This is a genomic window from Halomicrobium urmianum (assembly GCF_020217425.1).
Taxonomy (GTDB): Archaea; Halobacteriota; Halobacteria; order Halobacteriales; family Haloarculaceae; genus Halomicrobium; species Halomicrobium urmianum.
Genome location: NZ_CP084090.1, coordinates 2,318,958 through 2,343,763, shown reverse-complemented (window position 1 = coordinate 2,343,763; position 24,806 = coordinate 2,318,958). Strand labels below are relative to the sequence as shown.

The window sequence follows — 24,806 nt, the reverse complement described above, 5'->3', positions numbered from 1 at the left end:
TTTCAAGCGGTCCACCACCACGCCACATCGTCGAACATGCCCACCATCCACTCTCCTGCGATCTGCCCCCTTTCGCAGAACCAACACTCATCAATAGAGGGGGAGTTCTACCCAGCTACTCCGCCACACCTTTCCGATCCATATCTACACCCATGATAAGCTATAACATTCCACGGGAGTATGAGACACTTGAGACAGTGAACAGCACTATCACACGCATCATGTGTCCTACCGTCCCTACATAGATGACGCCAGACTACAATCAAGCGGCGCTGGGCACCTGCCCGCACTGCGAGAGCGAGGTTCCACCGGTATACCGACTCATCGAGTACGAGAAAGACGACGGCTCGACTGGCGTGTTCGCAGAGTGCCCCCAATGCACCGATGTCGTCGAACCAGCGTGACGCACTACGTTCTGTACCCCGTCACACAACCCCCTGGCGACCGAAACGGTCGATCGGCATCCGAACCACGGGTGGCAACGGAACGTTCGATACAGCCAGAAAGCTTACCCCAGCCACCTCGATACACCTAACCGCGGGATCACGTCAGTATCCACGCACCACGATCACCCTCGTTCACCCTTCATCGCGTTCCCCTTCACGAGCGACCAGCCACTATCGGCCACAGCAGCATGCCAATCACCCGGGTCGATGGCAATACATAAATCACTGAGTTCGGACTGTGTAACTAACATCAGCAATGCGGTTTGGACGCGACTCACCAGCTAACGATCCTGACGAATCCCTCCCAACCCCAGAGACGACGACCTACCTCACGATCACACCGGCCGACGACCCGCTGGACCCGGGAACGATCAGCACGGGCTTCCAGCGCCTCCACCAGCTCGACCACCCCGCCGACCAGTCACTCCTCGATCGACTCACACCGGGCTCTCCAACCCCGACGATCGAGGTCCTCCTGGTCGCCGACCCCACAGACGAGACCACCGTCGAGTACGCGGTCACCATCGACCCACCGGAACTTCTCGCGCCACTCGAACGGACGCTGCGGGATTGCCTCCCGACGAGCTACGAACTCACCGAGACCGATGTCCACCCTGCGGTCGACCTGCTCCACACCGACACAGACGCCACACCCGACTACAGCGCCGTCGAGTTCCACGGCCGCCCAGATCACCCGAAGGACTGGCAGACGCGCCTGACCCCGTTCACGACCTTCTACGAGGACGCCAGTACCGAGACGGTCGACACCACCACGAACAGAGGCTCGACGACCGCCGACGACCATCGCGTGCCACTGAGCGGCCTCGTCGAAATCCTCGCACAAGCCGACACACCAGCGGTCGTCCAGCTCCTGCTCGAGCCGATGGCCGACTGGACGGCCCAGGCCGAAGAACGCCGCCACGCCCTCGAACACGGAACCGACGCGACCAGCGACGCCATCGTCTCCGCACTCGTCGGCCAGGCCGAGGAGTACGAGCCGCCAGCACCCGACCGACAGCGCTTCGAGGAACTCGCTGCCAAGAACGCCCGCCGCTCGTTCGTCGTCAACGCGAGAGCCCTCGTCCACGACTCCCCCACAACCACTACGCTCGCCCACGACCTCGGGACGGCGTTCGGCCACGTCGGGCACACGACCTACGACGTGGTGGCGACCGAACCCGACGACCCCACACGGATCCTCGAGGCAATCCGCGACCGCACCGTCCACCAGCCCGACTACGACGGTCTCACCGCTCGCCTCCCGGGCATGAACACTACGTCGAGAGGCATCGTCGCCGACGCGACCGAGGTGGGCAGCTTCTGCCTCGTCGACGGCACCGCCCTGACCGCAGCCGGCCAGCGCGCACTCGATCCAATACCGGGCGAACGCCAGGCCACCCCGGCCCCGCCTGCCGACGTCCTCACCACGTACCAGGACAGCAGCCTCCCCCTGGGCCGCCCACAGACCCAGAACGCCACGGCCAGAGACGAACCGGTCACCCTCCCACCGGAGCTCCAGCCGCTCCACCTCGCCTGGTTTGGGAAGACGGGATCGGGCAAGTCCACCAGCCTCCTGACCGCAATTCTCCACAACTACGCGGCCACGGACGGCGCCGACATCCTCATCGACCCGAAGGGCGACGGCATGGCCACCGACTACCTTCGAGCCCACTACGAGCGCTACGGCCACCTCGAGAACGTGCTGTACTTCGACTGTGCCGAAGTCATCCCGGCCATCTCCGTGTTTGACATCCGCGACGAACTAGCGGCTGGCGTCGATCGCACCACGGCCGTCGAGGACACGGTCGACCACTACCTGGAGATGCTCACCCAGATCATGGGCCAGGAGCGGTTCGACCAGGCCGTCCGCTCCCCGGACGTCATCCGCTACCTCGTCAAGGCGCTGTTCGATCCTGTCAGCGGCGACGACGCGTTCGCCCACTCGGAACTCCATAGTTCGGTCCGGCAGATGCACGAGCGAGAGTCGGCGCCGACCGTCTCCAACGACGACCTCGAGCGGATGCTCGCCGGCGTCGTCGCCAACGACGCTCGCGCGTTCGACCAGATCATGCAGGGCGTCGCCAACCGCATCGAGAAGATCCCCGCCGACCGCCGCCTCGCGGCGCTGTTCAACCACGTCCCCGAGGGCCTCGACGACCCACAGTTCGACTTCGCCGACTACCTCGACGAGGACGTCGTCGTCATCGTCGATACGGGCGGGCTTCGTAGCCACGCCCAGCGCGTTCTCACGCTCGTCCTCCTGTCGAACCTCTGGACGGCCCTCAGGCGACGGGACCAGAATAACACTGAGAGCGAGGCACAGGACGACGATGCTGAGAACGAGAGCGTCCCCGACACCGACAACGATCACGCATTGGTCAACGTCTACCTCGAGGAGGCCGCCAGCGTCGCAGTCACGAACCTCCTCCAGGAACTGCTGGCCCAGTCCAGAAGCTTCGGTTGCTCGATGACGCTGGCGATGCAGTTCCCCGGCCAGCTCCGCTCGCAGAGCGAGCGGGTCTACCAGGAGGTGCTCAACAACGTCTCGACGATCGTCACGGGCAACGTCGCCGTCGACCGGGAACTCGCCCGTCGGCTGGCCACCGACGACTACGATCCCGACGCGGTCGGGAACCGCCTCCGGGCGCTCTCCCGCGGCGAGTGGCTGGTGAGCCTGCCCGCGGGGTTCGGCGACCGCGAACCCCGGCCGTTCCGCGTCGAGTCGCTCCCGCTGCCTCCTGGCCATCCCGACCGGGAGGGCACGGCCGACGCGGATCCGACCTTCGAGCGAACGCGCCGGGACCTCGAAGCCCGCACCAGGGCCGAGGCAGGACTGACGCTGGATTCGCCGAGTACTACCGAGGCCAGCTCTGCCGAGACGGATCAGGCACTCGAAACGCCCTCTGGCCACATCGACAGCGCGCTGCCGTACACCAACCGCCTGCCCGAACCCGTCGAGTACGACGCCGAGGTCCACGCGCTGGTCTGCGAGCTCTGTGGCAACCGGTACGCATCCACTAGCAGGGGAATGCGACGGGTGATCGAGTGCTGTCACACCCTGAAAGCTGTCGACCGCGACGACGTCCCGATCTGTGAGGTCCCACTGAAACTCTCTGCCGACGAGCGGGCGGCCAGCGACTGGACCGACCGCCAGCTGCTCTTCCTGCAGGCCGTCTACAACGCCCAGCAGCTCCGCTACGACCCACTGGAGTACGACCTCCTGCGGGACTCGATGCTCCGGCTGCAGGAGTACGTCGGGATCGATTCCGAGGCCGTCCAGGAACTGATCGACGCCGACCTGCTGCGTCACGACGCGGACCATCCCCATCGTCTGTACACGGTCACCCCGGACGGCCGCTCGGCGATCGGCGAGAGCTACCGGCGTGGCATCGACTACGGCCACGGCGTCGGCGACCTCGAGGAGTCCAGCCAGCACGTCATGGCCGTCGAGGCCGGCCGACAGCACCTCGAAGCCGAGTACGTCGCCGACGAGGACTCCGACGTCGTCGAGGTCGTCCCCTACTACGAACCCGACGACGAGCAGACCACTGTCCCCGCGTCGCTGGCGATGGGGACGGGCGAGGAGGCCGACTCGCTGGCCGAGGTGGCCGAGCAGACCGAGCAGCGGCGACTCGACATCGTCGGCCTCGACGCCGACGGTGAAATCACCGTCACCGTCGAGGTCGAGCGGGTCAACAACGACTACCACCGCGCCGTCCCCGAGGACTATGACAAACTCGCCGCCTGCGAGCCCGAGGAAGCCATCTGGATCGTGATGACCCAGTCGGCCGGTCACGACGTCCTCGGTGCGCTCAACGACCCCATCGAGGGCGAGCCACGCGTCGAGAAGACCTACAGCAACACGACGCCGCCGCAGGACTTCCGGATCGACACGCCCGGACTGACTGCGATGTATCCGATCCGGTATCTGCTGAACCAGATCGACGAGGACGAGTGAGAAGACGGATGAGAAGTAGACAAGGTACAGGGAAATAAACTATATAGCCACTGGAACTGTAAAATACACCCAATACAGCGTGCGTATCGATTACTCACCAATATGGCAAAGCTCGGTACCTAAAGCTCCTGACTGCTAACTCGAAAAGTAGATTTTCATCGCCTGCAAGGCTATTGCCCGGACCGCTCCACCTTTGCGATTGACCGTAGCGTTTGGAAGAGAAACATCATGCTCCTCCGCATATACGACCACTGGTTGAATGTCCCGACCAGGTAGACGTCAATAGTGGGATTATACACCATGAATGCACTACTCGCCCCGAGTCCCCCCCACGAGTGGAATCGTTTGAGAAACGGCAAAGGGCGGATACGGACGACGCCGTAACCGTAGTCGATTCCTTGCCACAGTTTGTTCCACTGTAGCATCTCCTGCAGCGTCTCCCCGGATACGAGTTTACCCTCAACCAAGGCTTGATGGAACCGGAACAGCTCTTCTGCGGTGTTCACCGTTTGTCCACCGGCATAGAAGGCACTCAACGCGGGTACATCATCCACATCGATTTTCTTTTCCTCGATGTAAAACGGGGCTGTGGGAAGCGCGCTGTCCACTGCGGGTTCCGAGAACGGCGGTAAGTACGAGTGCTCCATCTCTAATGGAGTAAAAAGGAATTCCTCCAGAGCCTCGTGATACGGTCGGCCGGTCACATTTTCGATGATCAATCCGAGCAGGTTGTATCCGAATTCCGAATAGTAGCAGCCCTCGCCGGGTGGGAAGTGGGGTTCCAGATTTTGTTTGGCCCATTCGATCGTTTCCTCCGGTTCCCACGTCCGGTCCGGTTCTTCTAACATTTCGTCGAACAGCGTCTTCCCCACGGGAGATTCTTCTAATCGCGTGTTCAAGAACATTTTTCCACCTTCGGGGAGGGAATGAGGAAGCCCAGAGGTGTGACCGAGGAGATGACGGATGCGGATATCGCCGGTGTAGTCTGTCCCGCCGATCGTGTGAAGATTATCGAGAATCGACTCCGATAGATACTCCGAGATCGAGTCGTCAAAACTGAGCTGGCCGTCGTCGGAGAGCATAGCCACGAGTGTCGAGGTGAAGGTCTTGCCGATGCTGGCTGCGTAGTAGGGTTGCTCTGGAGCGGCCTCGACATCTCCCGCCTGCCCGGTGGCCAGATTCCAATGTAGGTCACGGCTATCGGAATGTACCAACAAGTACGCAGAGTGGAGGTCAGAGTTGTCTTCGACGGCAGATTGTAACCTGGATTCCAGACGTGATTTGGCTTTGTGGCGTTCCATGACGTTCGAAATATGTAGTTCTAGAGATATTAAATAGCGGTATCGCACCCGGCTCCTAAGAATGTCTTCTACAAGAAATCGTACTTCGAGAGGTTCTCAGGAATGTTGGGATAGGAGTGGTAGATTGGACAATGACCAGTACCGACGAGAATGAGGAGATCCCGGAACTCTACTAGATTTCTTCTAATAGAATGACAGTTTTTACAAGGTATGTGCTTTGGATCGAACGATAGGTGTGTACTCTGTACTGACCGAAGCAACTAATCGCATCGAGGATATTCTCCCTGTCCGATTCGGAGTGGAACAGCCGCTCAGTAGGTGTGTGGACTGAGCGTAGCATCCGCGCGAACGCAGTGAGCGCGGTTCACTGAACGCGAGCGAAGCGAGCGTTCAGCCTTTTTCGCCCACGTTTTTCGAGGAGTGGTGGCCGAGCGGAGCGAGGCCACCCGACGATGAAAAAGGTGGCTGTATTGACCAGCTGTCTCACTGCAGGATACTAGGGAACTATCGTCGAATGATCTACCTGATCGACGAGCTACGGAACGTATTCGAGACCGACCTCGGGCAGCGAGTGCGCAGTCGGCTGCAATTCGGCGAACGATTGGTCGTTCGTAAGGAGAGTCGGCTCTCGATCTCGGTGTTTGAACGCGAGGACGAGAATTCCATAGAACAGACGGGTGTCTCGAAGGACGGACTTGTGCTAGCCGCAACCCGCTGGCCTCAGTCAGAATCGTCGCGTACGGCCAGGATGTCACTTGCTATGTCAGAGACGTGCTGCTGGTGATCTGCTGACGTTTGCGCGTTCTGGGCGGCCTCAAGCTGGCCGTTGACGACTGCGTTCTGCTGTGGGCCCCACTTCTCAGGCGGTTCTGACTTGATGTATTCGACCCAGCGCTTGATGGACTCGATGCGCTGCTCCCGGTCGCGAGCGTGTTTCCCGTCGATATAGTCACGCACGTTTGAGTCGGTCATATTCGTCTTCGACGCCGAGTCGCTGTACCCACTCTTCGATGCGGGAGCCACTAAGGCTTTCCTCGAAAAACGTGTAGAGGTGGACTGCGTCTTCGATGTCCTTCTGGGCCCCAAGAGAGAGTTTGTAGGCGATCTGGAGTTCGAAGGGACCGATCGGGATCGTCTCACCGCTAATCCGGGCCTCTATCGCATTGTCGAGGGAAGCTCGGTCGAACTCGTCGCGGACGAACTTGACCTCGAGATGTGGCGTTATCTGGTCGGCTGGTGCAACCCAGATGTTGTCGCCGTTGTTAAGCATCTCGTACATCGACGACAGGGGCATCGCCGGGCCCCAGAAGTCCTGCTCGTCCAGCGTCGCAGCGAGCTCCTCAGCAGTCGATTCCGCGATTGGTTCGATGAGTACGTCGACGTCTTCCGTCGACCTTGCTCGCCCGGCGAGTATCGAGACGTAGCCAGCAATGTAGACGTGGTCGATATCGAACTGGTCGAGAAGCTCTGAGAACGCGATCGCGAGTTCGTCGAGTTGATTCGGTTCGCGATCGACGACGAGGGTCCCGTCCCGTAACTCGAGCCCGCTCATGTTAGGCTAACTCGTCGACGGGAGTGAGTGTGGAGTTCGTGCTGCTCATGCTCGTGTGGTGGTGTCTCAATGGAGACGCTTGGACTTGCTGATCCGTGTGATTGGGTCGATACCGTTGCTGATGTCTGTGAACCGTGAATCGTTACTCGTCAGACAGCCACGACCGCGGAACGTACCCGTGGCGTTCGATTTCGTCGGCGTAGCCGCGCAGGAGTCCGACCAGCACGAGATCGGGGGCGCCATCCTGGGACTGCGTCGCCAGCCACGCTTCGAGGTCCGCTGCAAGGTCGGAGAATACATCGTCGTCCATGGTAGTCATTGGAATCACTGCAGGCACGCGAGGGTGCCCGCACCACTCTCGGGGGCAAATAAATTACGCGCTGCGACGAGAACCGGTCCGCGCTGCCCGGGGTGGTCTTCGTTGAGGCGTTGGTGGATGGACCCGTCCAATCTCCATCAGCCCCAACCCGAGACCAGTACGTGACTCCGGTGCAACCGAGACCCAAGATGGAGACCGCGAGGGGACTGACCAGCGACGGCTATGAGGCTTCGCAATCGGTCCGATGATCCGTCGCGAAAGGGCGAAACACCACATACCCTATAGATATGGAATGTTACATGAACACTACATCTCGGCCCATCAGTACGCGTCGACGGATGCCCCTCGACTATCGCGAGAAACACGATGGATTCCTCGATTGATCGATCTGACCTCGAGTGGAAAGCGGGCCCCAGTCCCGGACACACGACCGCCGACCATGTACAACTGGAGCGTCGGCCCCACCGTAACGCTGGCGTTGCGCCCGTCGACAGATTATCATAATTCTGCTGACCGTTGTGAAGTATGATGGATCATATGATACTTTCTCGGAATACCGACGGCGCTGCTCGATTCGAACAGTCGAGTGCTGTTGATCGGGGCAGGAGTGACACCGTCGACGGTGATTGACTGTCGATCGGCGTCCGCCGATAGTCATCAGCGGGGATCCTAGATACTCAAACGGCGCTGTATACCCAGAGCGGTGCGCTCGATAGCCCTCCGCCTGTCTTCGGAGGTTCCTAGATAGCCCGCTCGTCCGCAAGAGAGGATGATGAATGAGGAACCGAGATAACTAGTGGCAGGGCGAGGGCGGCGAGTACGACGGAGAGGACCTGCCGTGTATCCAAGAACGACTTAGAAGCAGCCGTGACGGGCAGTTACGGGCGTCGTACAGGCGACCAGCGAGCATCGAGCGAGAACTCAGAGGGCACTTCCGGACGGGGTTATCCCCCGTTGTTCGGCCGCTCTCGACAGCCCAGAATCGCCAGACTGCAACCGATTAGGACGAGTGCAGCCCGGTGGTCTGTAGGGGGGCAGAGCGTGCTGGTGTGGATACGTGACCGGTCGAGTCGGTTCGTCGACGGCAGTATAGTCTGCGGTGTTGGCACCCCTGCCAGCGTCCGCCTATTCGCCGTCTGTAGGGTTCTCGCGACGATGTATCGGTTTGCGGGGAGCCGTCCGCCCAGGTCGTGCTCGAAGTGCTATGGACTGCTGGGGCGCTTGTCGGTCGTTTCTCTGTGGTTGTCGCTGCGTCGATTCCAGTCGACTCGTCCGCGATCGGCTAACCGCACGACGGCGACCGATTAGGAACGCTTGGATGGGGTATCTGGTCGGTCTCGATCGCCTGTCTCTCGTCCCTCGTTCTGGTCTGCTCTCCGGATCTGGCAGCTCTCTCGAGTGTTTATGTACGCGTGGGTCGCGCTCTGGATGGTCTGTCTAGTTCTTGTTGCTCGTTGGCCTCTTCTCTATTACCGGACGAGAATCAGAATATGACCCCACCAAACCGGTAGTTAACGCTCCATATAGCTCTGTTTTCGGGTATGAAACGACTATGAGGGCCGACCAACTGAGCGACTTCGTCGCTCACAGCCGCCGGAGGGATTGCACGAGGCTATCGGAACGAGAATGCAGTCTGGATTTCGTAGTCGGTCAACGATCCAGAGATAGCCAAGATACGCCCCTACAAGGCGTCTACGTCCGCGTATCGACAATTCCTGTCCACATCAGCCTGGAGAAGAACGAGCCGCGTACGTCGAACATCCGGAGCATCTGTCCGAAATAGGAAATCTGGAGCTGAGCAAATTATCGGTTGTAACCGACTCAAACCGCCCTGAAATCCGATTAGGAAAATCACGCCGTGGGTACAGAATCACGAAATATGGGCGCAAGTACAGCGAAATACGCGTCCGGTATGTCGAACACAGGACAGGGTGAATATCCAAAGCAAAGATTCACATCGTAGCGTCGAAACACCGGATTAATAATAAATTTGTTACTATAGTATTAGTTATGGTTGTGGCGAGGCCATCAGCTAAGAGGACATCGCAATCGGGACAACTTGACCCAAGTCCAACTTTCGTGCAACACTAGTACAGAGAGAAAGAAGGGTGGAGCAGGATGGGGGACGATGGACCAACCTAGCGCTATGCACTCTCTGAACAGGTGGATCTCAGCGCCGGTTTCGATGCTGCCGGAATCGAATATCTGGAGGTCAACGAACGTCGGGCAGCCATCATATATCGGAATTCTGTTATAATGATGAACACGGTCAACAGGACGATGACTGCGGCCGGCGAATACAAGCTAGAACTCTGGGAACCGTCACCAGATAGCAGACGCGAAGAACACGATGACGTCCTCGATGCACTGACTGCTGAACTACTCACAGTGGTCGATGCGACCCAGCTTGACGAGTGACGCTCTAGTCGTCGATCGCGACCCGCTCACCTCTCCCGATACGGTTGGCGGTTGTCAAAAGAAGATTGAAATCCGTCGGCGCTTGCGACGCGATTGGTCCTCGTGTAGGATGTTTTCTGTCATTCTATGTACTAGTAACACAGTGGTTACGCAGTTATGCCCCCAGATATCCCGCGACGTAGAGGAGCTGACTGGCGAAGTGCACGGGAATTACTCGACCCCCAAGCCAGTGACGGTTCGATCGGCGAGGACGAGGCCCAGTAGCAGCGCCACCTGGACGAGGAGGCCAACTAGCGTCCCCCAGAGGCCGACGCTCAGCATGGTGGCAGTGTCGATCGTCCGGCCGATCAGATGGACCGTGCCGACCGGCCGCCCGACTGCGAGGAAGACGGCGGCCAGACAGGCGACGACTGCTATCGTCCTGACCGGGTAGCCCACCCGAAACGCAGCCCAAGCGGTCGTATCGTGGATGTCCGCGGTCACGAAACGAAGGACCACGAACGCGAGAGTGACGATACCGAGACAGAACCCGGTCCCCGCAGTGCCCAGAGGATCGAGTACCATTAATTGAATAACTCCCGCTAGAATATAAAGATTCGAGTCCGGTTCTGGAGTTCGGCGAGCCGTTCAGCCGGCGTACGTAGTTTTCAGCCACTACGTTGGGAACACTTGATTTCTGAGTCCTCTCACCCAAGTCGCTTATGCTCCCCCACCAGTAGGTCCACGCATGGACCGCCGGCCCTCCACTCCCGACGAGGCGGAGATACTGCTGGTCGAAGATAATCCAGGGGACGTACGCCTCGTCGAAGAGGCCTTCAGCGACGGTCACATCAACAACCAACTGCACACAGTTGCCGACGGCCAGCAAGCACTGGACTTCGTTCACCGCCGGGGCGACTACGAAGATGCGCCCCGTCCGGACATGGTCCTGTTAGACCTCCGATTGCCCAGAGTGGACGGCGAGGACGTCCTCCACGAGATCAAACATCATCCCCAACTGGACGACGGCCCCGTTATCGTTCTCTCCGGAATGGACGAAGACGTCATCGAATCTCGCGACCTCGATCACGACGCAGACGAGGACGCCGTCATCGAGAAGCCGGTCGATCCGGGCGAGTTCCTCGACGTGATCAGCGAGTTCGATCAGTTCCGGCTGTCGGTTCTTCGTACCGGCGACGACTGAGACCGAGCGGTCCCGAATCGCTGCTACGGGATGACCTCGATCAGCTCCTGGCCGTCGTCCAACAGCGTCACCAGGTCGTCTTCCTGGTCGTATTCTATCAAGTCGGCATCCGCTATCCGCGGGACGTGGACGTGGTACAGCGAGACGTAGATCTCCTTGACCTCCTCGGCCGGGATCTCGGTGACGGGGGAATCGTACTCGCGGACAGCAACTTCGTCCGCCAGGTCGGCCAGCGCTATCGGCGTCTCGTACTCCCGCAGACAGTCGAGGACGCGGCGACGGCGCTGGTTCGAAAGGACCGTGAAGTAGGTATCGAGAGCGTCCTCACGTGCAGCCTCCTGAGCGTCGATCCGCGTGTCTTCCGTGTCTCCCCCAGCAAGCGTATAGGACATTGATCTACTTCAGAGAAGTAAAGCTACGGACATAACCCCACGGCCAAATATTTTTGCCGGCCTGTGGAGTCGCCGGTTTCAGACCTGTCCGAGGTCTCGTCCGGTCGGGACGTTTTCGATAGCGCCTTCGCACCCGGGACACGATTCCATCGTCCTGCTTACGTACGTCTGATTGCACGAATCACAGTGATAGAGACATTCTGACTGCCTTTCAGTGTCGTCTGGTTGTTCTGGCTGGTTTTGAGACCGTATGAATCCCTGGAGTTGCTGAAGAACACTCATCGTCATACCTGACGACATGCACATCAATAAATGAAACACCTAATATATGAGGGGAGGACTTCGTGACACCCATACTACTAATTCTTGACCTCCAGTCGCCTCAAATTGCCGTTGTCCCGGGTGTGAGAGCGCTTGGCAATATCCGTATGAACGGTCGTACTGCTCGGAGAGTGCGTGCGGTTCAGTTCCGCTCCGGGCGACGAGGCGGGGGTCGCGCCGGTGGTGGAGGAACGGCACCCTGTGCGCTGTGCGTCGTCGGGGGCGACCGGCGGGAGGCGGTCGTCCGCCTGCGGATCGGCGACGCGACCGAGGCGGTGGCCCGGAGACCGGTCGAGGAGCCCGTGGCGCTGGGGATCGACGCCGGGCGGAGCGGTACCGGTTCCTCGTCGACGGGAAGGAACTGGCCGAAGCACGGGCGACGTACCTCTCGACGGAGGTCGACAGTGGATTCACCGGGGTCGTGATCGGCCCCTACGCGACGGGGAACTGCGAACCGGCCGAATCGCCGGCCCGGTCGAGCGGTTCGTCTACGAGCCGGCGGATCGACAGTCGTAGTTTCCCGATCGATTCGTCCCCGGTCGGACGTCCACGATCCTACTCGTCGATGTCGTAGCGTGCAATCTCAGGGACCTCGCATTCCGGCAGGCCTCGGCGCGTTCCGCCATCGCGGTCCCGCACTGGCGACACTCGTACAGCGAGGCGTCCGTCGGAAACAGCCGCTGGAGGAGGACGCGGATCACAGTTCCGGCCGGGTTCCGTCGGCGACGAATCCGGACACCACTTGCTCGGGGTCGCCACCCCGGCAGAGGATGGTCACAATGTCGTCTGGGCGGATCACCGTCTCACCGTGCGGGGTCAGCGTTCGGTCGTCCCGTTCGATGGCGATCACCAGCGAGCTCTCCTCGAGGATGCCCGACTGGACTGCGTCCGCCAGTGTCCGGTCGACGATTGGCGCATCAGACTGGACGGTCACGTCGACGACGCTGGCGTCACCGGCGAGGCTGATGAAGTCGGTCGCGCCGGCGGCGGGGCGATCCTCGTCGGGTCCGAAGGCGTCGTAGGGGCTGGTCGTCTCCGTCTGGACGAGATCTTCGTCCTCGATGTCGATCCCGAGCCGGGAGAGGGCCCGCGAGATGCGGCGGAGGTCCTCGGTGTCCTCGCCGACCGCCAGCACGTGGAGGTTTCGCCGGCCGGTCATCAGCTCGCGGACGTTGATCACGCCGGGGATGGCGCTGACCTCGCGGGCGAGCGACTCCCGCTCCGAGATGGGGGCGTTGCACATGTAGAGGTTGGTCAGCCGCCCGTCCGCGCGCTCAAAGTCGACCGACGCCGCGTATCCCTTGATGATCCCGTGGTCCTCGAGCTGGTTGATCCGGTTCCTGATAGTCCCCGGAGAGACGTTGACCTGCTCTGCGATCTCCGGCGCCGACGTGTCGCGGGCGTCCCGCATCAACTCGTAAACGATCCGTCGGTCGATCTCGTCGAGCCGGTAGTCCATGCCGGCAGTATACTCGGGCATTACTTGACACCGCCGTTCCGAGGACATTCACCGTTGAGTAAAATAGTACCGCTAGATTACGGTAACCCTAGAATGATCGGGTGATATTTTCGGATCGAGTAAACACACCGACATTCTTATGTTTGGGAAGGGCCAGCCCCCGCACATGGAATCGCTCACGGGAGGTGACGACGACCTGTGACGCTGCTCGACCACGTGCTCGTGCCCGTCGCGAGCGAGGCCGACGCGGAGGCCACGGTCGCAGCGCTGGCGCCGCACCTCGACGAGGTCAGCCGGGTCACGGCCGTCCACGTGATCGAGAAGGGTGGCGGGGCGATCGACAAGGCGCCGCTGGAGAAGCGCCGGGAGGATGCCGCCGAGTACCTCGCCGTCGTCGAGGTGCGCCTGGGCGCCGACGTCGCGGTCGACACGCGGACCGACTACGGCACCGACGTCGTCGTAACGCTGTTCGAGGCGGCCGAGGACGTTGGCGCGACGGCGCTGGTCTTCCGCCCTCGCAGCGGGAGCCGCATCGTGCGACTGCTCACCGGCGACACCGCGACCCGCCTGACTACCGACCCGGCGGTTCCGGTGGTGTCACTGCCCGACCCCGAGCGGGAGTGATCTCCCGTGACTGACTCTGACTGCTCCCCCGCTCACGCGATCACCACGAGAGGTGATCTCGTATGAGCGACTCAGTGTTCTTCGTCACTCCCGATCGACTCACCACGGGGGTGAGTCGGCGTGACTGACGAAGAACTCGCCAAAGACCTCGGCCTCGTCTCCGCGCTGACTATCGGCATCGGGACGATGATCGGCGCCGGGATCTTCGTGCTGCCGGGGGTCGCCGCGAGCGAGGCCGGGCCCGTCGTCGTGGTCTCGTTCGTTGCCGGCGGGATCATCGCCATGGTGAACGCGCTGTCGGTCTCGGAACTGGGGACGGCCATGCCGAAGGCTGGCGGCGGGTACTACTACGTTAACCGGTCGCTGGGACCGATCTTCGGTTCGATCGCCGGCATGGGCGACTGGATGGGGCTGGCCTTCGCCTCCGCGTTCTACTGCATCGGGTTCGGCCAGTACCTCGCGACCCTCGCACCGCTGCCGAGCGTGCTCTTCCTCAACGAGATCCAGGTGGGTGCCATGCTGGCGGGGCTGGCGTTCGTCGGCGTCAACTACGTGGGTGCGAAGGAGACCGGCGGCGTCCAGACGGTCATCGTCACGCTACTGTTGGCGATTCTCACTGCCTTCGCGGTCGCGGGCTGGTTCGCCTTCGACTACGGGACGCTGACCGGCAGCGGCGGCCTGGCGCCGTTCGGCGCGAGCGCCATCCTGCCGGGGACGGCGCTGGTGTTCGTCTCCTTCCTCGGGTACGCGAAGATCGCCACCGTCGCCGAGGAGCTGAAGAACCCCGGCCGGAACCTCCCGCTGGCGGTCATCGGGAGCGTCGGCATCGTGACCGTCCTCTACGCGATCCTGGTGTCGATCATGCTGGGCGTCGTCTCCTGGCCGGACCTCAGCGACGACGCGCCCGTCGCCCAGGCGGCCGAGGTCGCCTTCCCGGCGTCGCTCGGTCCCGTCGAGGGCGTTGCGGCCGCGGCGGCGACGGTAATGACGCTCGGCGCCCTGCTGGCGACGGCCTCCTCTGCCAACGCGTCGATCCTCGCGTCGGCCCGCATCAACTTCGCCATGGGTCGGGACCGCATCGTCACCGACTGGCTCAACGAGATCCACCCGAGCTACGCCACGCCCTACCGGTCGATCCTCGTCACCGGCGCGATGATTGTCGTCTTCGTGGCCCTGTTGGGTCGGGATATCGAGATACTGGCGAAGGCGGCCTCGGTGCTGCACCTGATCGTCTACGCGCTGATGAACGTCGCGCTGATCGTCTTCCGCGAGGCCGACTCCGAGTACGATCCGGACTTCGAGGTCCCGCTGTACCCGGTGACGCCGATCGTCGGATCCCTCCTCTCGCTCGGCCTCGTGGCGTTCATGGACGCGATTGAGATCGCGCTCGCGGGGCTGTTCGTCGTCCTCGCGCTGACCTGGTACGCCCTCTACGCCCGCTCGCGGACGCCCCGGGAGGGAGTGCTCTCGTCGTTCCTCCGGGACAACAGGGAGACCGTTCCCGGACCGGTGGCCGACGCCGCTGACGCCGTCGCGCCGAATGGCGGGGACGGACCGACCGTCATGGTCGCCCTCTCGAACCCGCGGTCCGAGGGCGCGCTCGTCACGCTCGCGGGCGCCCTGGCCGCTGCGAAGGGCGGGACGGTCCTCGCGATTCACGTCGTGACCGTTCCCGACCAGACGCCGCTGGACGTGGTCCAGACCCAGCGCACCGAGACCGAGTCCGAACGCCTGCTGGCAGACGCGAGGCGCGATGCCGAGGCCTTCGACGTCCCGGTCGAGACCCGGACCATCGTCTCTCACAGGGGCCTCGCGGAGGTGTTCGATGCCGCCGAGGACGACGCCGACGCGCTCGTGATGGGGCGCGGCGGAAACCACCTCGCTGCGGGACGCGCCGAAGGGACCCTGGACGAACTCGCTCACGAACTGCCGTGCGACGTACTCGTGCTGGACGGGAACTCGTTGGACCCGGAGCGAGTGCTGGTCCCGACGGCGGGCGGCCCCTCCTCGGACCTCTCCGCGGAAGTCGCGGCCGCACTTCGAGACGTGACCGGTGCGCGCGTGACGCTGCTGCACGTCGCCGACGAGGAGCCCGAGGGCCGAGCGTTCCTGAACCAGTGGGCCGAAGACCACGGCCTTCGAGACGCGACCCTCGCGGTCGAGTCCGGCGACGTCGAGGCCGCGATCGAGGACGCGGCTTCCGAGCACACCCTCCTGATCCTGGGAGTGACCGAGCGCGGTCTCCTCTCGCGGATCGTCCGCGGGGCGCTCTTCGTCGACGTCGTCGACGACGTGGACGCGAGCGTTCTCCTGGCCGAGCGACCACAGAGCCGGTCGTTGACTGAGGAGCTGTTCGGGCGACGCTGAGGCGCGAACCAGTCGACGAAGTCCCCTGGAGCGCACGGGTCCGGGGCGACGGGCGATCCGCCCCTCTGGTGCCCGACGACGTCGCCGATCCGCACCCCGGAAGTACAGCGACCTCAGTCCGCGAGCGCGGCCACCTTCTGCGGCGCGGCGTCCCACTCCAGGTCGCCCTGGTAGTGGACTGGCTCGTTGCCCCGCTCGGGGTCGACGACGGTCAGGCGCATCCAGCCGTTGTCGAACAGTTGAGCGACCTCCTCGTGGCGGCCGAGGATCTCGGTGACCCGATCGACCGGCGCGTGGACGACCGCGGTCAGGCGGAGCGGCTGGTGGTAGGGCTGGTCGTCGTCGACCTTGAGCGACTGGAGGGGCAGCCCGGTCATGACGTCGCCGCCGTTGCCCTGGTAGACGCCGACGTTGCCGACGGGGTTCTGGGTGACCTTCGAGCCGCTGCCGTAGACGGCGTTGTCGACGGTGGCGAAGTAGTACTGGTTGTTGATCCACTGCGTGACGACGAGCGGCCCCGTCACGATGGCCTCCAGCGCGTCGCCGTCGGGGTCCGTGCTCCAGTCGTAGGAGTGCAGGAACGCGCGGCCGTCGAGGTCGCGGTCCTCGGTCAGTTCGCGCGGGCCGATGACGAACGAGGCGTTGCCGGCCAGCCCCCACTCGGGGCGGGTCTCGGCCCAGTCGGCGGCCCGGCGCTCCGTCTCGCGGACGCCGTCGTCGCGGCCGGTCCGCATCGACTCGGTGCGCTCGGCCGCCGCGGCGGCGCGGGCCTCGGCCAGGTCCTCGCGGAGGCGCTCGACGTCCTCGGCGTGGCTCTCGGGCACGTCGCCGTCGAACAGCGCGATCTCGTCGGTCGTCGTGTTGTGTTCGGCGGCGAGGAAGACGGTGTCCGCCGGAATCTCGTGCCCGCGGTCACGGAGTTCCGACCGGACCGCGGGGTCGTTGCAGATCTCGGCGAGCACGCGGGCGCTGGGCCCGCCGGGGTTGCCGGCGCAGGCGCCGCAGTCGAGGCTCGACTCGAACGGGTTGTTCGTCGTCTCGCTCGCGTGGCCCGTGAAGACGACCAGGCGGGCGAACGACTCCCAGCCCATGAGGTCGAAGGCGGCCTCGGCGTAGCCCGCCTTCTCGTCGAGGGTCATCCCCCGCGGGAGGCCGCCGTTGGCGTGCGCCTCGCCCTCGCGCTCGACCGTCGGCGAGCAGAACTCGTGGGAATCGGGCGTCCGCTCGTCGACGGCGTCGGCGAGGTCGTGGACGGCGGCGGGCAGCAGCGTCCGGCCGGCCATCGCGGCGCCGTAGGCGCTCCCGGCGCCCTCGACGAAGGTGAAGGCCGCGGCCACGTCGGTCTTGAGCGACTTGAGGTGCTTGCGCCCCGCGGAGACCAGGTGGCGCCAGCCGTCGTACGCCGACGCGTCGTCCCGGCAGTCCTCGGCCGGCCGGTCGGCGACCCGATGCTCCGGGTCGACGATGGGCGGGCAGGCGTCGACGGCCACGTCCGACTCGTAGCCCTCGTAGCGCATCGGGACGCCGAAGAAGCCGGCGTAGCCGTGCGTGTCGTAGGGCCCCGCGTCTTCGATGTGCCGGCGGACGATCTCCGAGCGCGTGTCGATGCAGAACACGAGCTGGGCGGCCGGGCGCGACCCGTCCGTGCCCGCCGAGGACGCCTCGACGTCGTCGTCGAGGCCGTCGACGAGCCGGTCGCGGTAGCTCTTCTCCCACGCGCTCAGCCAGACCTCTTCGAGGGGCACCTCGTCGGCGTCAGCGTCGTCGCTCTCGCCGGGGGTCTCCCCGGGGTCGATCGGCGCACCGAGCTTGTCGGCCAGCGTCAGCCGCACCGCCAGGTACTCGCGCAGCGAGATCGGGAACTCGCCCTGCCACGGGTCGGCGTCCGCGTCCTCCCGTTGCTTGACGAGGCCGGTCCAGCCGGGCAGCGCGGCGAGGTGGTGCTCGAAGACGTCCCCCCAGCGGTCCTCGGGGATCCCGTCGACGGCCGCCTCCAGCGCCGCCGTCGCGGTATCGGGGAGCTCGGACGCCCGCTCGCAGCCCGGGACGTCGCCGTCGTGCGGCGCGACAGCGCGCCAGGCGGCGTAGAACCCCGCCTCGCGGTCGGGCATCGCCCACTCGGCCTGGCCCTGATCGAGGAAGGCGGCCAGCCACTTCGAGAGTACGCGGTCGAGCTCGTCGGCCGGCGAGTCGGAGCCGGCGTCGTCGGCCTCGGCCTCGTCCGCGGCCATCTCGTCCAGGAGGGCCTCGGGCTCGCCGTCGACGCCGCGGGCGTCGAGTTCCTCGCGCAGCACCTCGGGGTCGATCTGGCCGTTCTCCCAGGCCCGGCGGAAGACCGATGGGTGCGGATAGCCCCGGCCGCCGAACAACTGCTCGGCCTCCGCGGCGGCACGGTGGAACGGCCGGTCCTCGAGTCCGGCAAGCGGGTTGGCCGTGACGAAGGAGTGCAGCGGCCAGACCGTGCCGACCGTCTCGGCTGCGCGATCGATGCGGTCGTCGAGGTGGGCGTTACGCGTCATTGTAGTCCTCCTTGCGGGTGAGAACGGTGTCCGAATCCGGCTGCGAGAGGTTCAGAAGCGTCACGTAGAGCCGCCGGCTGGACCGGTGCCAGCCGAGGTCCGTCACCGCGTAGCCGGCGACGAACAGGGCGGCGACGGCGCCGTGGACGGCGGTCAGTTCGGTCGGTGACGAGTACATCGGGACGTCGGCCATCACCGTCGAGATCGCCTCGAACAGCAGGCCGTAGACGCCGATGGCGGTCAGGACGAGCAGCGGCGTCGCGGCGAGCCTGACGATCGGCGACAGCTTCGTCCGGCGAAGGACGTCCCGCGCCGCGTGCAGCGTCGTCACGACGACGACGAGCGTCAGGACCACGCCGCTGTCGAACGTCAGGGCGACGCCGCCGTCGAACGCGATCCCCTTCCCAGTGAGGGCGGCGAACAGCGCGCCGCCGCCGATCGCGGTCAGGCCCGCGACGGCCAGCGTCGCGAGGCCGCCTCCGTCGCCGTAGCTCCCCTTCGGTGCGGTCTGCTCGACGGCCGCGCCCGAAGAGAGGAACAGGTACGCCTTGTAGAACCCGTGGAGGACGAGGTGCGTGATCGCGGCGGCGAAGAAGCCCAGCCCGGCCTGCAGGATCATGAAGCCCATCTGGGCGACGGTGGAGGTCCCGAGCTTGCGCTTGACGTCCGTCTGGACGAGCAGCATCGCCTGGCCGGCGAGCGCGCTGACCGCGCCGACGGCGACGACGGCAGACATGACGGCGACCCGGTCGGCGAACAGCGGCGCGAACCGGGTCAGGAGGACGCCGCCCGCGTTGACGAACCCGGCGTGCATCAGCGCGGACGCCGTCGTGGGCGCGGTCATCGAGGACAGCAGCCAGCGGTGGAAGGGCAGGAGCGCCGACTGGATCATCGCCGCGAGGACCAGACAGCCGGCGGCCGTGAGCGCGGCCGCGGTCGGAATCCCGTCGACGCTACCGAGAACTCCGGTGATCGTCGCGGTGCCCGTCGCCCACGCCAGGATCGCCGCCGCGACGGCGAGGAGCGCGCTGGAGGCGACGAAGTACCGGCGCGCGAGCCCCGCGGCGGCCCTGGCCTGGTGCCACTCGCGGTCGTGGCCGATGAGCGACGCCATCAGCAGGCCCATCGCCAGCCACGCGGCCACGAACAGCGCGAGGTGGTCGGCCGCGGCCATCGTCATCACCGCGAGCGTGAACCCGAGCACGCGGGCGAAGAATCCCTCGACGCGCTCGTCGCCGGCCATGTAGCGGCGGGAGTAGCTGTGGACGATGCCGCTGAAGAAGGTTACAACGGTCCACATGAGCACCGTCAGCCCGTCGACGGCGAACGGTCCGGGGACCGTCAGCTCGTATCCGCCCGCCGTCGTCACGGCGAGCAGCCCCGCGGCCAGCAGGAACAGGCCCCAGACCAGCCACGTCGACGCTCGCGGGACGAACGGGCTCGACGATGTCGTCGCTTCCGAGAGCGGTACGGCGTCGTTCGGACGTGTGTTGTCGGTCATCGTGAGGTCTCGTCCCGGACGGGCGTTCGTCGCCGGTCGTGTGGGTCGGCGACCCCATCACGGAGTGGTCGCTTCAACCCAGTGTAGCGAACGAACTGGTTATAATGCTTTCTGTTCGATCAAAACGTTCGATAGAATCGTGCGAAAGAACATTATGGTATCGGGTAGCAAACCTGGCGGCGGGTCAGCCCGTCCGGTCGTCGACTGCGAGGCCCGGTCAGTCGCAGGGCCAGGGTCCGCCGTCCACAGCAGCGGCTGAACGATCGCGATCAGCAGTTCCAGGTCTCGGCGCGTGCGCCCGCGGACCGCCGGCCGCTCCCGCCGGTCACTCCTCGTCCGAAGAAAATCCGCCGAACGGCGTGGTCTCGTGGCTCCGGACGAGGACCTCGTCGGCGACGGTGACGCCCATGTCCAGCAGTTCCTGCGCGACCGACGTGATGTCCTCGTCGTGCTCGCCGACGACGGTCACCAGGAGGTTCTCGTCGCCGGTCACCAGTTCCTGGACCGAGACGACGCCCGATATCTCGAGGATGTCCCCGAGGAGAGCGCCCCGCTCCGGGATCGGCGCGGTGCAGAACAGGAGCATCCGGAGCGGGTAGCCCGACTCCTGGTAGTCGATGTCGGCGCTGTAGCCCTTGATAACCTCCTCCGACTCCAGCCGCTGGATCCGCTTGCGCACCGTACTCGACGAGGCTTCGGTCCGCTCCGCTATCTCGCCCGACGAGAGGTTGCGAGCGTCCTCCTGGAGCGCGTGGAGAATCTCCCTGTCGACGTCGTCGAGTTCGTAGTCCATCGTCCTGGCTGACGCCCGCAGAACCCATAAGAAACGGGGATGTCCCGAACGCGCGAGCGGCCGGCCCGGTTTCGACGGGGTGTTGCTCGTCGGCGGCGGGGCGATCCTCACGACCCCGAACCTCGTCTACGGGGTCACGACCCGGCCGTGGATCCTCCTCGCGATCCAGTCGCTGGGCGGCATCGGGTTCGCGATGGTCACGGTCGCCACAGTCGACCTCGCCGACGGCATCGCCGCCCTCGGGTTCGGCGGTGCGGCGCTCGGACTGCTGGTCTCGGCGGACGGTCGATCCGGCGAAAACCAACCGACCGCGTGATCCGTATCGCTTCCACTCCGCTCGCGAGGCCGTCGGAGTTGTCGGCACCCGCGACGACGAGCGCGAGGTGTCGGACACGTCGATGAAGGACACCTTCACCGGTGGTACCGAGGACGGCCGCCAGGAGGTGATCGACCGGGAGCCGATCGGCCGGATGGACGAGCCCGGGGAGATCGCCGAGGCCGTCCTGTGGCTGCGTTCGGACGCCGCCTCCTTCGTGCTCGGGCACCCCATGGTCGTCGACGGCGGCCAGACGGTGTGACGCGGTGCCGGTCGCGGCGGCCGGGCGGGACGCGACGCCGTCGCATTCTTTCCCGCATCGACGGGGCAGACTGCGCGTCCCGCTCCCCGAACGGCTACGTCTTGAGCCCGCTCCCCGAGAGCGCCACCACGACGTCGTCATCGTCGTCGACGAGGCCGCTGTCCCGGTACGCGCGCAGCGCCGCGGGAGCGACCGCCGACGTCGGTTCCACGTAGAGGCCGCGCCGGTGCAGCGATTCGAGTTCGGCCTCCGTCGCCGCGGCGTCGACGGCGATGGCGTCCCCGTCGGTCGCCGCGACGGCGTCGAGGATCTGGTCCCTCCGGGCCGGGTTCGCGATCTGGATGCCGTCGGCGACGTCGTTCTCGCCCGTCCGGCCCCCGTGTAACTCGTCGGCGATCGGCGACTGACTCGCCGCTTGCACGCCGAGCAGCCGGGGCATCGAGTCCGTCCAGCCGGCCTCGCGGAGCGCGCGGAAGCCGCGATACGCGCCCAGGAACAGCGTCCCGTGGCCCAGCGGGACGACGACGGCGTCGGGTGCCTGCCAGCCTCGCTGCGCGGCGACCTCGTAGGCGAACGTGGCGGTCCCGGCGAAGAAGGCGGGGTTCCACGCGTGGGAGGCGTACCACGCGTCGCCGTCCTCGACGGCGGCGACGCAGGCGTCGGTCACGTCCTGCCGGGACCCCTCCACGCGCACGGGCGTCGCGCCCGCACGTCGGATCGCCCGGAGCTTGGCGTCTTTCACCGACGCGGGGACGTACACCTCCGCGTCGACGCCGGCCCGCGCCGCGTAGGTGGCCAGGGCCGCTCCGGCGTTCCCCGACGAGTCGTCGACGACCGTCTCGGCGCCGCACTCGACGGCCCGTGAGACGGTCGTCGCCGCGCCGCGGTCCTTGAAGCTCCCCGTCGGAGAGACGTACTCGAGTTTGAACGCGGCGTCCCAGTCGGGCGCGTCGACGAGGGGCGTGAACCCCTCGCCGAGCGTCGCGTGCGCGTCCATCGGGAGGAAGTCGTCGAACGCCCACAGGCCGTCGCCCACGTCGCTGACAGTGAGCGCGGGCGGCGGGCCGTCCGGGCGCGACGGGTTCGCGTAGTCGAGCGGGCTGCCGCAGGTACAGCGCCACCGGTCCTCGTACTCAGATTCGCAGACCGAACAGCGGAGCGTCGCTGGCATGATCCGTACCCCCTTCTGGGACTCCGTGGTAAAGCCTCTGACCCCGTCCGTGCTATCGACCTCGATAGCGCTCGCCTGTCCGAGAACGCGGCTGACCGGATCCGATTTCGGTCAGAGAGACCACCGGATGGAAACGGTATCAGTCGGTCGCGACGAAGTCCTCGATCTCCTCCCAAAGGCCGAACGCGGAACCGAGGAGGCCGGCGATCATGACGAGACCGCCGATCGCTTCGATAAACTGGATGCCGCCTCCGAACAGTCCGATCAGGAAACCGACGACGACCGCCGAGATGCTCACCCCCAGCGTCGGATTCGTCTCCAGCAGCGACGGAATGTAGGACGGGACGTACACGCCGCCCGCGAAGATCACGGTCGTGGCAATTGCCGACAGCACGCTCCCTTCGAGACCACCGAGTGAGGACAGAGTCAGCAAACTGTGAACGGCCTGTGGGACAGGTCCTTCTGCCGCGATCGCGATCACGGCCGCCTGAAGCGCGAGCGCTTTCGGCGCGAGCCGCGTCACGTCGACGTCCTGCGACTGCGGGTCGCTCCGTCGCGTCGCAATCACGGTACCGATCGCGATCAGCGCCAGACAGGCCGTCGCGGCGAGATATCCCAGCGGGACACCGTCCGAGACAGACCCGAACACGTTCACGTACACGATCAGCGGAGCGTACAGGAGCGCTATCGGAAGCCCGTAGCCGGGCGGGATAGCGCGGTACTCCAGGTGGTCGATCTGTGGCCCGTCGTTGCCCGCCTCGAGCCACGTCCCTTCCGAGGACGGCGTTACGAATCCCAGGTCGAAGGGTAACCGCTCGACTATCCGGAGCCAGTACCAGACGCCGTAAATCGCCGGCAAGAACATGACGAAAAACAGGAAGAGTTCTGTGGAGAGCGCTGTGGTCACGAACGCTCCGGATTGACCGCCCGCGGCTGCGCTCTGAACGAGCGTGAGAATGTTGCCCCGCGTCGTGCCACCGGAGTCGATAATCGCAGCCAGCGAAAAGATCAGCCCCGAAAAGACGTACAGCGACGTAACCAGACCCGTCGCTCCCGACTTCGCGGCTGCGATACCGATCATCAACCGCTCGATCGGGTCGTTGAGGATCTTCTCGAGCTGCGGGCCGAACGGGACCGTATTGACCCCGATCGCTCCGATAACCCAGACGACGACCGCGACTTCGGGGAGTGGATACAGCGTCGCAGTGATCGCCATCGCGGGCCCGAGCACGACGGCCAGGAGGACGTCGTCGACGAACCGGTCCCGCATCAGCGCGTACCGGAGCCCGACGGCACCGAGGAGCAGGAACGCGGCGTTCTCCGCGAACGGCGACGGGATCGACCCGTGGTCGAACGTCCCCGTGAAGATCTGCTGTTTGACCGTGACGCCGACCGCCGTCGCGACGAGTGCCGCTGCGAAGCACTCGTACTTCCGAAGTGAAACCGACGCGCCGCGAAGCTCGTCGACACGCCGATACGTCTTGTACGTGAGAGTCGCGAGGAAGAACCACCCGACCATCCACGTCAGTGTCGGCTGGTCACTGGCGAGTGGCACAGCGAGTGACAGCACCGTCCCCATCAGATCGACTAGCGGAACGACGTCAGAGAGCGACCGCAGGGCGAGCTCGAGGGACGCGAACAGGGCCATCCCACCTGTAGCGAGACCGAATCGGCTACCATCGCGTCTCATGTGATCCCGATTGAAGAGGTCTTAGAAAAATATGATGAATCCGGAAGCATAAGTTATAATTTTGTTGTAAAATCCAAACAAAGTAGATAGACGTCTACGCTCCCGTCCGACTACTCGTCGCGGTCCTCGGGCAGAGCAACGGCGAAGAGTTCGTATCTCGCCCCGCACTTCGGACAGTCTCCCGTTGCCGGTTCGGTCGGTTCCGGTTCCGAAC

Annotated in this window: 20 protein-coding genes; 8 read left to right on the top strand and 12 right to left on the bottom strand. The window is 64.5% G+C overall.

What is annotated here, in order from left to right; genetic code table 11:
- Positions 1–245: 245 nt before the first annotated feature.
- On the top strand, positions 246–404 hold the full coding sequence (locus LCY71_RS11730) for a DUF7837 family putative zinc-binding protein (RefSeq protein WP_225333330.1): 159 nt from the start codon (positions 246–248) through the stop codon (positions 402–404).
- Between the two features lie 298 nt (positions 405–702).
- Positions 703–4,404 carry an ATP-binding protein gene (locus LCY71_RS11725; protein WP_225333329.1) on the top strand — a complete coding sequence of 1,234 codons (3,702 nt, stop codon included), beginning with the start codon at positions 703–705 and terminating at the stop codon, positions 4,402–4,404.
- Positions 4,405–4,574: 170 nt separating this feature from the next.
- Here LCY71_RS11725 and LCY71_RS11720 read toward each other — a convergent pair whose 3' ends face one another.
- The 4 genes from LCY71_RS11720 to LCY71_RS11705 all read right to left on the bottom strand — a co-directional run bounded on the left by LCY71_RS11720 (position 4,575) and on the right by LCY71_RS11705 (position 7,567).
- Positions 4,575–5,705, bottom strand: coding sequence for a serine hydrolase domain-containing protein (locus LCY71_RS11720; RefSeq protein ID WP_225333328.1), 1,131 nt, complete (start codon positions 5,703–5,705; stop codon positions 4,575–4,577).
- A gap of 720 nt (positions 5,706–6,425) precedes the next feature.
- The gene (locus LCY71_RS11715; protein ID WP_225333327.1) at positions 6,426–6,677 is read right to left on the bottom strand and encodes a DUF8150 family protein; all 252 of its coding nucleotides are present in this window, start codon (positions 6,675–6,677) and stop codon (positions 6,426–6,428) included.
- Positions 6,655–7,257, bottom strand: a complete 603-nt coding sequence (locus LCY71_RS11710) for a hypothetical protein (RefSeq protein WP_225333326.1) — start codon at positions 7,255–7,257, stop codon at positions 6,655–6,657. Before LCY71_RS11710 ends, LCY71_RS11715 begins: the two co-directional genes overlap by 23 nt.
- Positions 7,258–7,399: 142 nt before the next feature.
- Positions 7,400–7,567: a hypothetical protein gene (locus LCY71_RS11705; RefSeq protein ID WP_225333325.1), complete on the bottom strand. Its 168-nt coding sequence runs from the start codon at positions 7,565–7,567 to the stop codon at positions 7,400–7,402.
- Between the two features lie 2,172 nt (positions 7,568–9,739).
- On the opposite strand from LCY71_RS11705, the gene LCY71_RS11700 reads away from it, so the two are divergent.
- Positions 9,740–9,994 carry a hypothetical protein gene (locus tag LCY71_RS11700; RefSeq protein ID WP_225333324.1) on the top strand — a complete coding sequence of 85 codons (255 nt, stop codon included), beginning with the start codon at positions 9,740–9,742 and terminating at the stop codon, positions 9,992–9,994.
- Positions 9,995–10,204: 210 nt separating this feature from the next.
- Here LCY71_RS11700 and LCY71_RS11695 read toward each other — a convergent pair whose 3' ends face one another.
- Entirely contained in the window at positions 10,205–10,558 is a 354-nt protein-coding gene (locus LCY71_RS11695) for a hypothetical protein (RefSeq protein WP_225333323.1), read from the bottom strand.
- Positions 10,559–10,721: 163 nt separating this feature from the next.
- On the opposite strand from LCY71_RS11695, the gene LCY71_RS11690 reads away from it, so the two are divergent.
- Complete coding sequence (locus LCY71_RS11690; protein WP_225333322.1) at positions 10,722–11,177, top strand: response regulator; 456 nt, start codon at positions 10,722–10,724, stop codon at positions 11,175–11,177.
- A 23-nt stretch (positions 11,178–11,200) separates the two neighbouring features.
- On the opposite strand, the gene LCY71_RS11685 is transcribed toward LCY71_RS11690, so the two are convergent.
- Positions 11,201–11,569 (bottom strand): DUF7344 domain-containing protein, encoded by a 369-nt coding sequence (locus LCY71_RS11685; protein WP_225333321.1) that lies wholly within the window; start codon positions 11,567–11,569, stop codon positions 11,201–11,203.
- A gap of 1,018 nt (positions 11,570–12,587) precedes the next feature.
- Complete coding sequence (locus tag LCY71_RS11680) at positions 12,588–13,349, bottom strand: Lrp/AsnC family transcriptional regulator (RefSeq protein WP_225335912.1); 762 nt, start codon at positions 13,347–13,349, stop codon at positions 12,588–12,590.
- Positions 13,350–13,547: 198 nt separating this feature from the next.
- On the opposite strand from LCY71_RS11680, the gene LCY71_RS11675 reads away from it, so the two are divergent.
- Together LCY71_RS11675 and LCY71_RS11670 are read left to right on the top strand one after the other, a co-directional pair.
- A complete protein-coding gene (locus tag LCY71_RS11675; protein WP_225333320.1) occupies positions 13,548–13,973 on the top strand; it encodes a universal stress protein in 426 nt (141 codons plus the stop codon).
- A 120-nt stretch (positions 13,974–14,093) separates the two neighbouring features.
- Positions 14,094–16,340, top strand: coding sequence for an amino acid permease (locus LCY71_RS11670; protein WP_225333319.1), 2,247 nt, complete (start codon positions 14,094–14,096; stop codon positions 16,338–16,340).
- A 113-nt stretch (positions 16,341–16,453) separates the two neighbouring features.
- Here LCY71_RS11670 and LCY71_RS11665 read toward each other — a convergent pair whose 3' ends face one another.
- The 3 genes from LCY71_RS11665 to LCY71_RS11655 form a co-directional block, all read right to left on the bottom strand.
- A complete protein-coding gene (locus tag LCY71_RS11665) occupies positions 16,454–18,859 on the bottom strand; it encodes a DUF2309 domain-containing protein (RefSeq protein ID WP_225333318.1) in 2,406 nt (801 codons plus the stop codon).
- Positions 18,849–20,360, bottom strand: coding sequence for a proton-conducting transporter transmembrane domain-containing protein (locus LCY71_RS11660; RefSeq protein WP_225333317.1), 1,512 nt, complete (start codon positions 20,358–20,360; stop codon positions 18,849–18,851). The genes LCY71_RS11665 and LCY71_RS11660 overlap by 11 nt, the downstream gene beginning before the upstream one ends.
- A 325-nt stretch (positions 20,361–20,685) precedes the next feature.
- Positions 20,686–21,153 (bottom strand): Lrp/AsnC family transcriptional regulator, encoded by a 468-nt coding sequence (locus tag LCY71_RS11655; RefSeq protein ID WP_225333316.1) that lies wholly within the window; start codon positions 21,151–21,153, stop codon positions 20,686–20,688.
- Between the two features lie 82 nt (positions 21,154–21,235).
- Here LCY71_RS11655 and LCY71_RS11650 point away from each other — a divergent pair, with 82 nt between their 5' ends.
- Both LCY71_RS11650 and LCY71_RS11645 read left to right on the top strand, forming a co-directional pair.
- Positions 21,236–21,469, top strand: coding sequence for a hypothetical protein (locus tag LCY71_RS11650; protein ID WP_225333315.1), 234 nt, complete (start codon positions 21,236–21,238; stop codon positions 21,467–21,469).
- A gap of 82 nt (positions 21,470–21,551) precedes the next feature.
- A complete protein-coding gene (locus LCY71_RS11645; RefSeq protein ID WP_225333314.1) occupies positions 21,552–21,731 on the top strand; it encodes an SDR family oxidoreductase in 180 nt (59 codons plus the stop codon).
- A 94-nt stretch (positions 21,732–21,825) separates the two neighbouring features.
- On the opposite strand, the gene LCY71_RS11640 is transcribed toward LCY71_RS11645, so the two are convergent.
- Positions 21,826–22,902 (bottom strand): pyridoxal-phosphate dependent enzyme, encoded by a 1,077-nt coding sequence (locus LCY71_RS11640; RefSeq protein ID WP_225333313.1) that lies wholly within the window; start codon positions 22,900–22,902, stop codon positions 21,826–21,828.
- 139 nt (positions 22,903–23,041) lie between these two features.
- Positions 23,042–24,592, bottom strand: coding sequence for a hypothetical protein (locus tag LCY71_RS11635; protein WP_225333312.1), 1,551 nt, complete (start codon positions 24,590–24,592; stop codon positions 23,042–23,044).
- Positions 24,593–24,806: the final 214 nt, after the last annotated feature.

What these genes read in the sequence shown, in the direction of transcription:
- LCY71_RS11730 (WP_225333330.1), top strand. Translation starts at nt 246, where the DNA reads ATGACGCCAGACTACAATCAAGCGGCGCTGGGCACCTGCCCGCACTGC.
- LCY71_RS11725 (WP_225333329.1), top strand. Translation starts at nt 703, where the DNA reads ATGCGGTTTGGACGCGACTCACCAGCTAACGATCCTGACGAATCCCTC.
- LCY71_RS11720 (WP_225333328.1), bottom strand. Translation starts at nt 5,705, where the DNA reads ATGGAACGCCACAAAGCCAAATCACGTCTGGAATCCAGGTTACAATCT.
- LCY71_RS11715 (WP_225333327.1), bottom strand. Translation starts at nt 6,677, where the DNA reads ATGACCGACTCAAACGTGCGTGACTATATCGACGGGAAACACGCTCGC.
- LCY71_RS11710 (WP_225333326.1), bottom strand. Translation starts at nt 7,257, where the DNA reads ATGAGCGGGCTCGAGTTACGGGACGGGACCCTCGTCGTCGATCGCGAA.
- LCY71_RS11705 (WP_225333325.1), bottom strand. Translation starts at nt 7,567, where the DNA reads ATGGACGACGATGTATTCTCCGACCTTGCAGCGGACCTCGAAGCGTGG.
- LCY71_RS11695 (WP_225333323.1), bottom strand. Translation starts at nt 10,558, where the DNA reads ATGGTACTCGATCCTCTGGGCACTGCGGGGACCGGGTTCTGTCTCGGT.
- LCY71_RS11690 (WP_225333322.1), top strand. Translation starts at nt 10,722, where the DNA reads ATGGACCGCCGGCCCTCCACTCCCGACGAGGCGGAGATACTGCTGGTC.
- LCY71_RS11685 (WP_225333321.1), bottom strand. Translation starts at nt 11,569, where the DNA reads ATGTCCTATACGCTTGCTGGGGGAGACACGGAAGACACGCGGATCGAC.
- LCY71_RS11680 (WP_225335912.1), bottom strand. Translation starts at nt 13,349, where the DNA reads ATGGACTACCGGCTCGACGAGATCGACCGACGGATCGTTTACGAGTTG.
- LCY71_RS11665 (WP_225333318.1), bottom strand. Translation starts at nt 18,859, where the DNA reads ATGACGCGTAACGCCCACCTCGACGACCGCATCGATCGCGCAGCCGAG.
- LCY71_RS11660 (WP_225333317.1), bottom strand. Translation starts at nt 20,360, where the DNA reads ATGACCGACAACACACGTCCGAACGACGCCGTACCGCTCTCGGAAGCG.
- LCY71_RS11655 (WP_225333316.1), bottom strand. Translation starts at nt 21,153, where the DNA reads ATGGACTACGAACTCGACGACGTCGACAGGGAGATTCTCCACGCGCTC.
- LCY71_RS11645 (WP_225333314.1), top strand. Translation starts at nt 21,552, where the DNA reads ATGAAGGACACCTTCACCGGTGGTACCGAGGACGGCCGCCAGGAGGTG.
- LCY71_RS11640 (WP_225333313.1), bottom strand. Translation starts at nt 22,902, where the DNA reads ATGCCAGCGACGCTCCGCTGTTCGGTCTGCGAATCTGAGTACGAGGAC.
- LCY71_RS11635 (WP_225333312.1), bottom strand. Translation starts at nt 24,592, where the DNA reads ATGAGACGCGATGGTAGCCGATTCGGTCTCGCTACAGGTGGGATGGCC.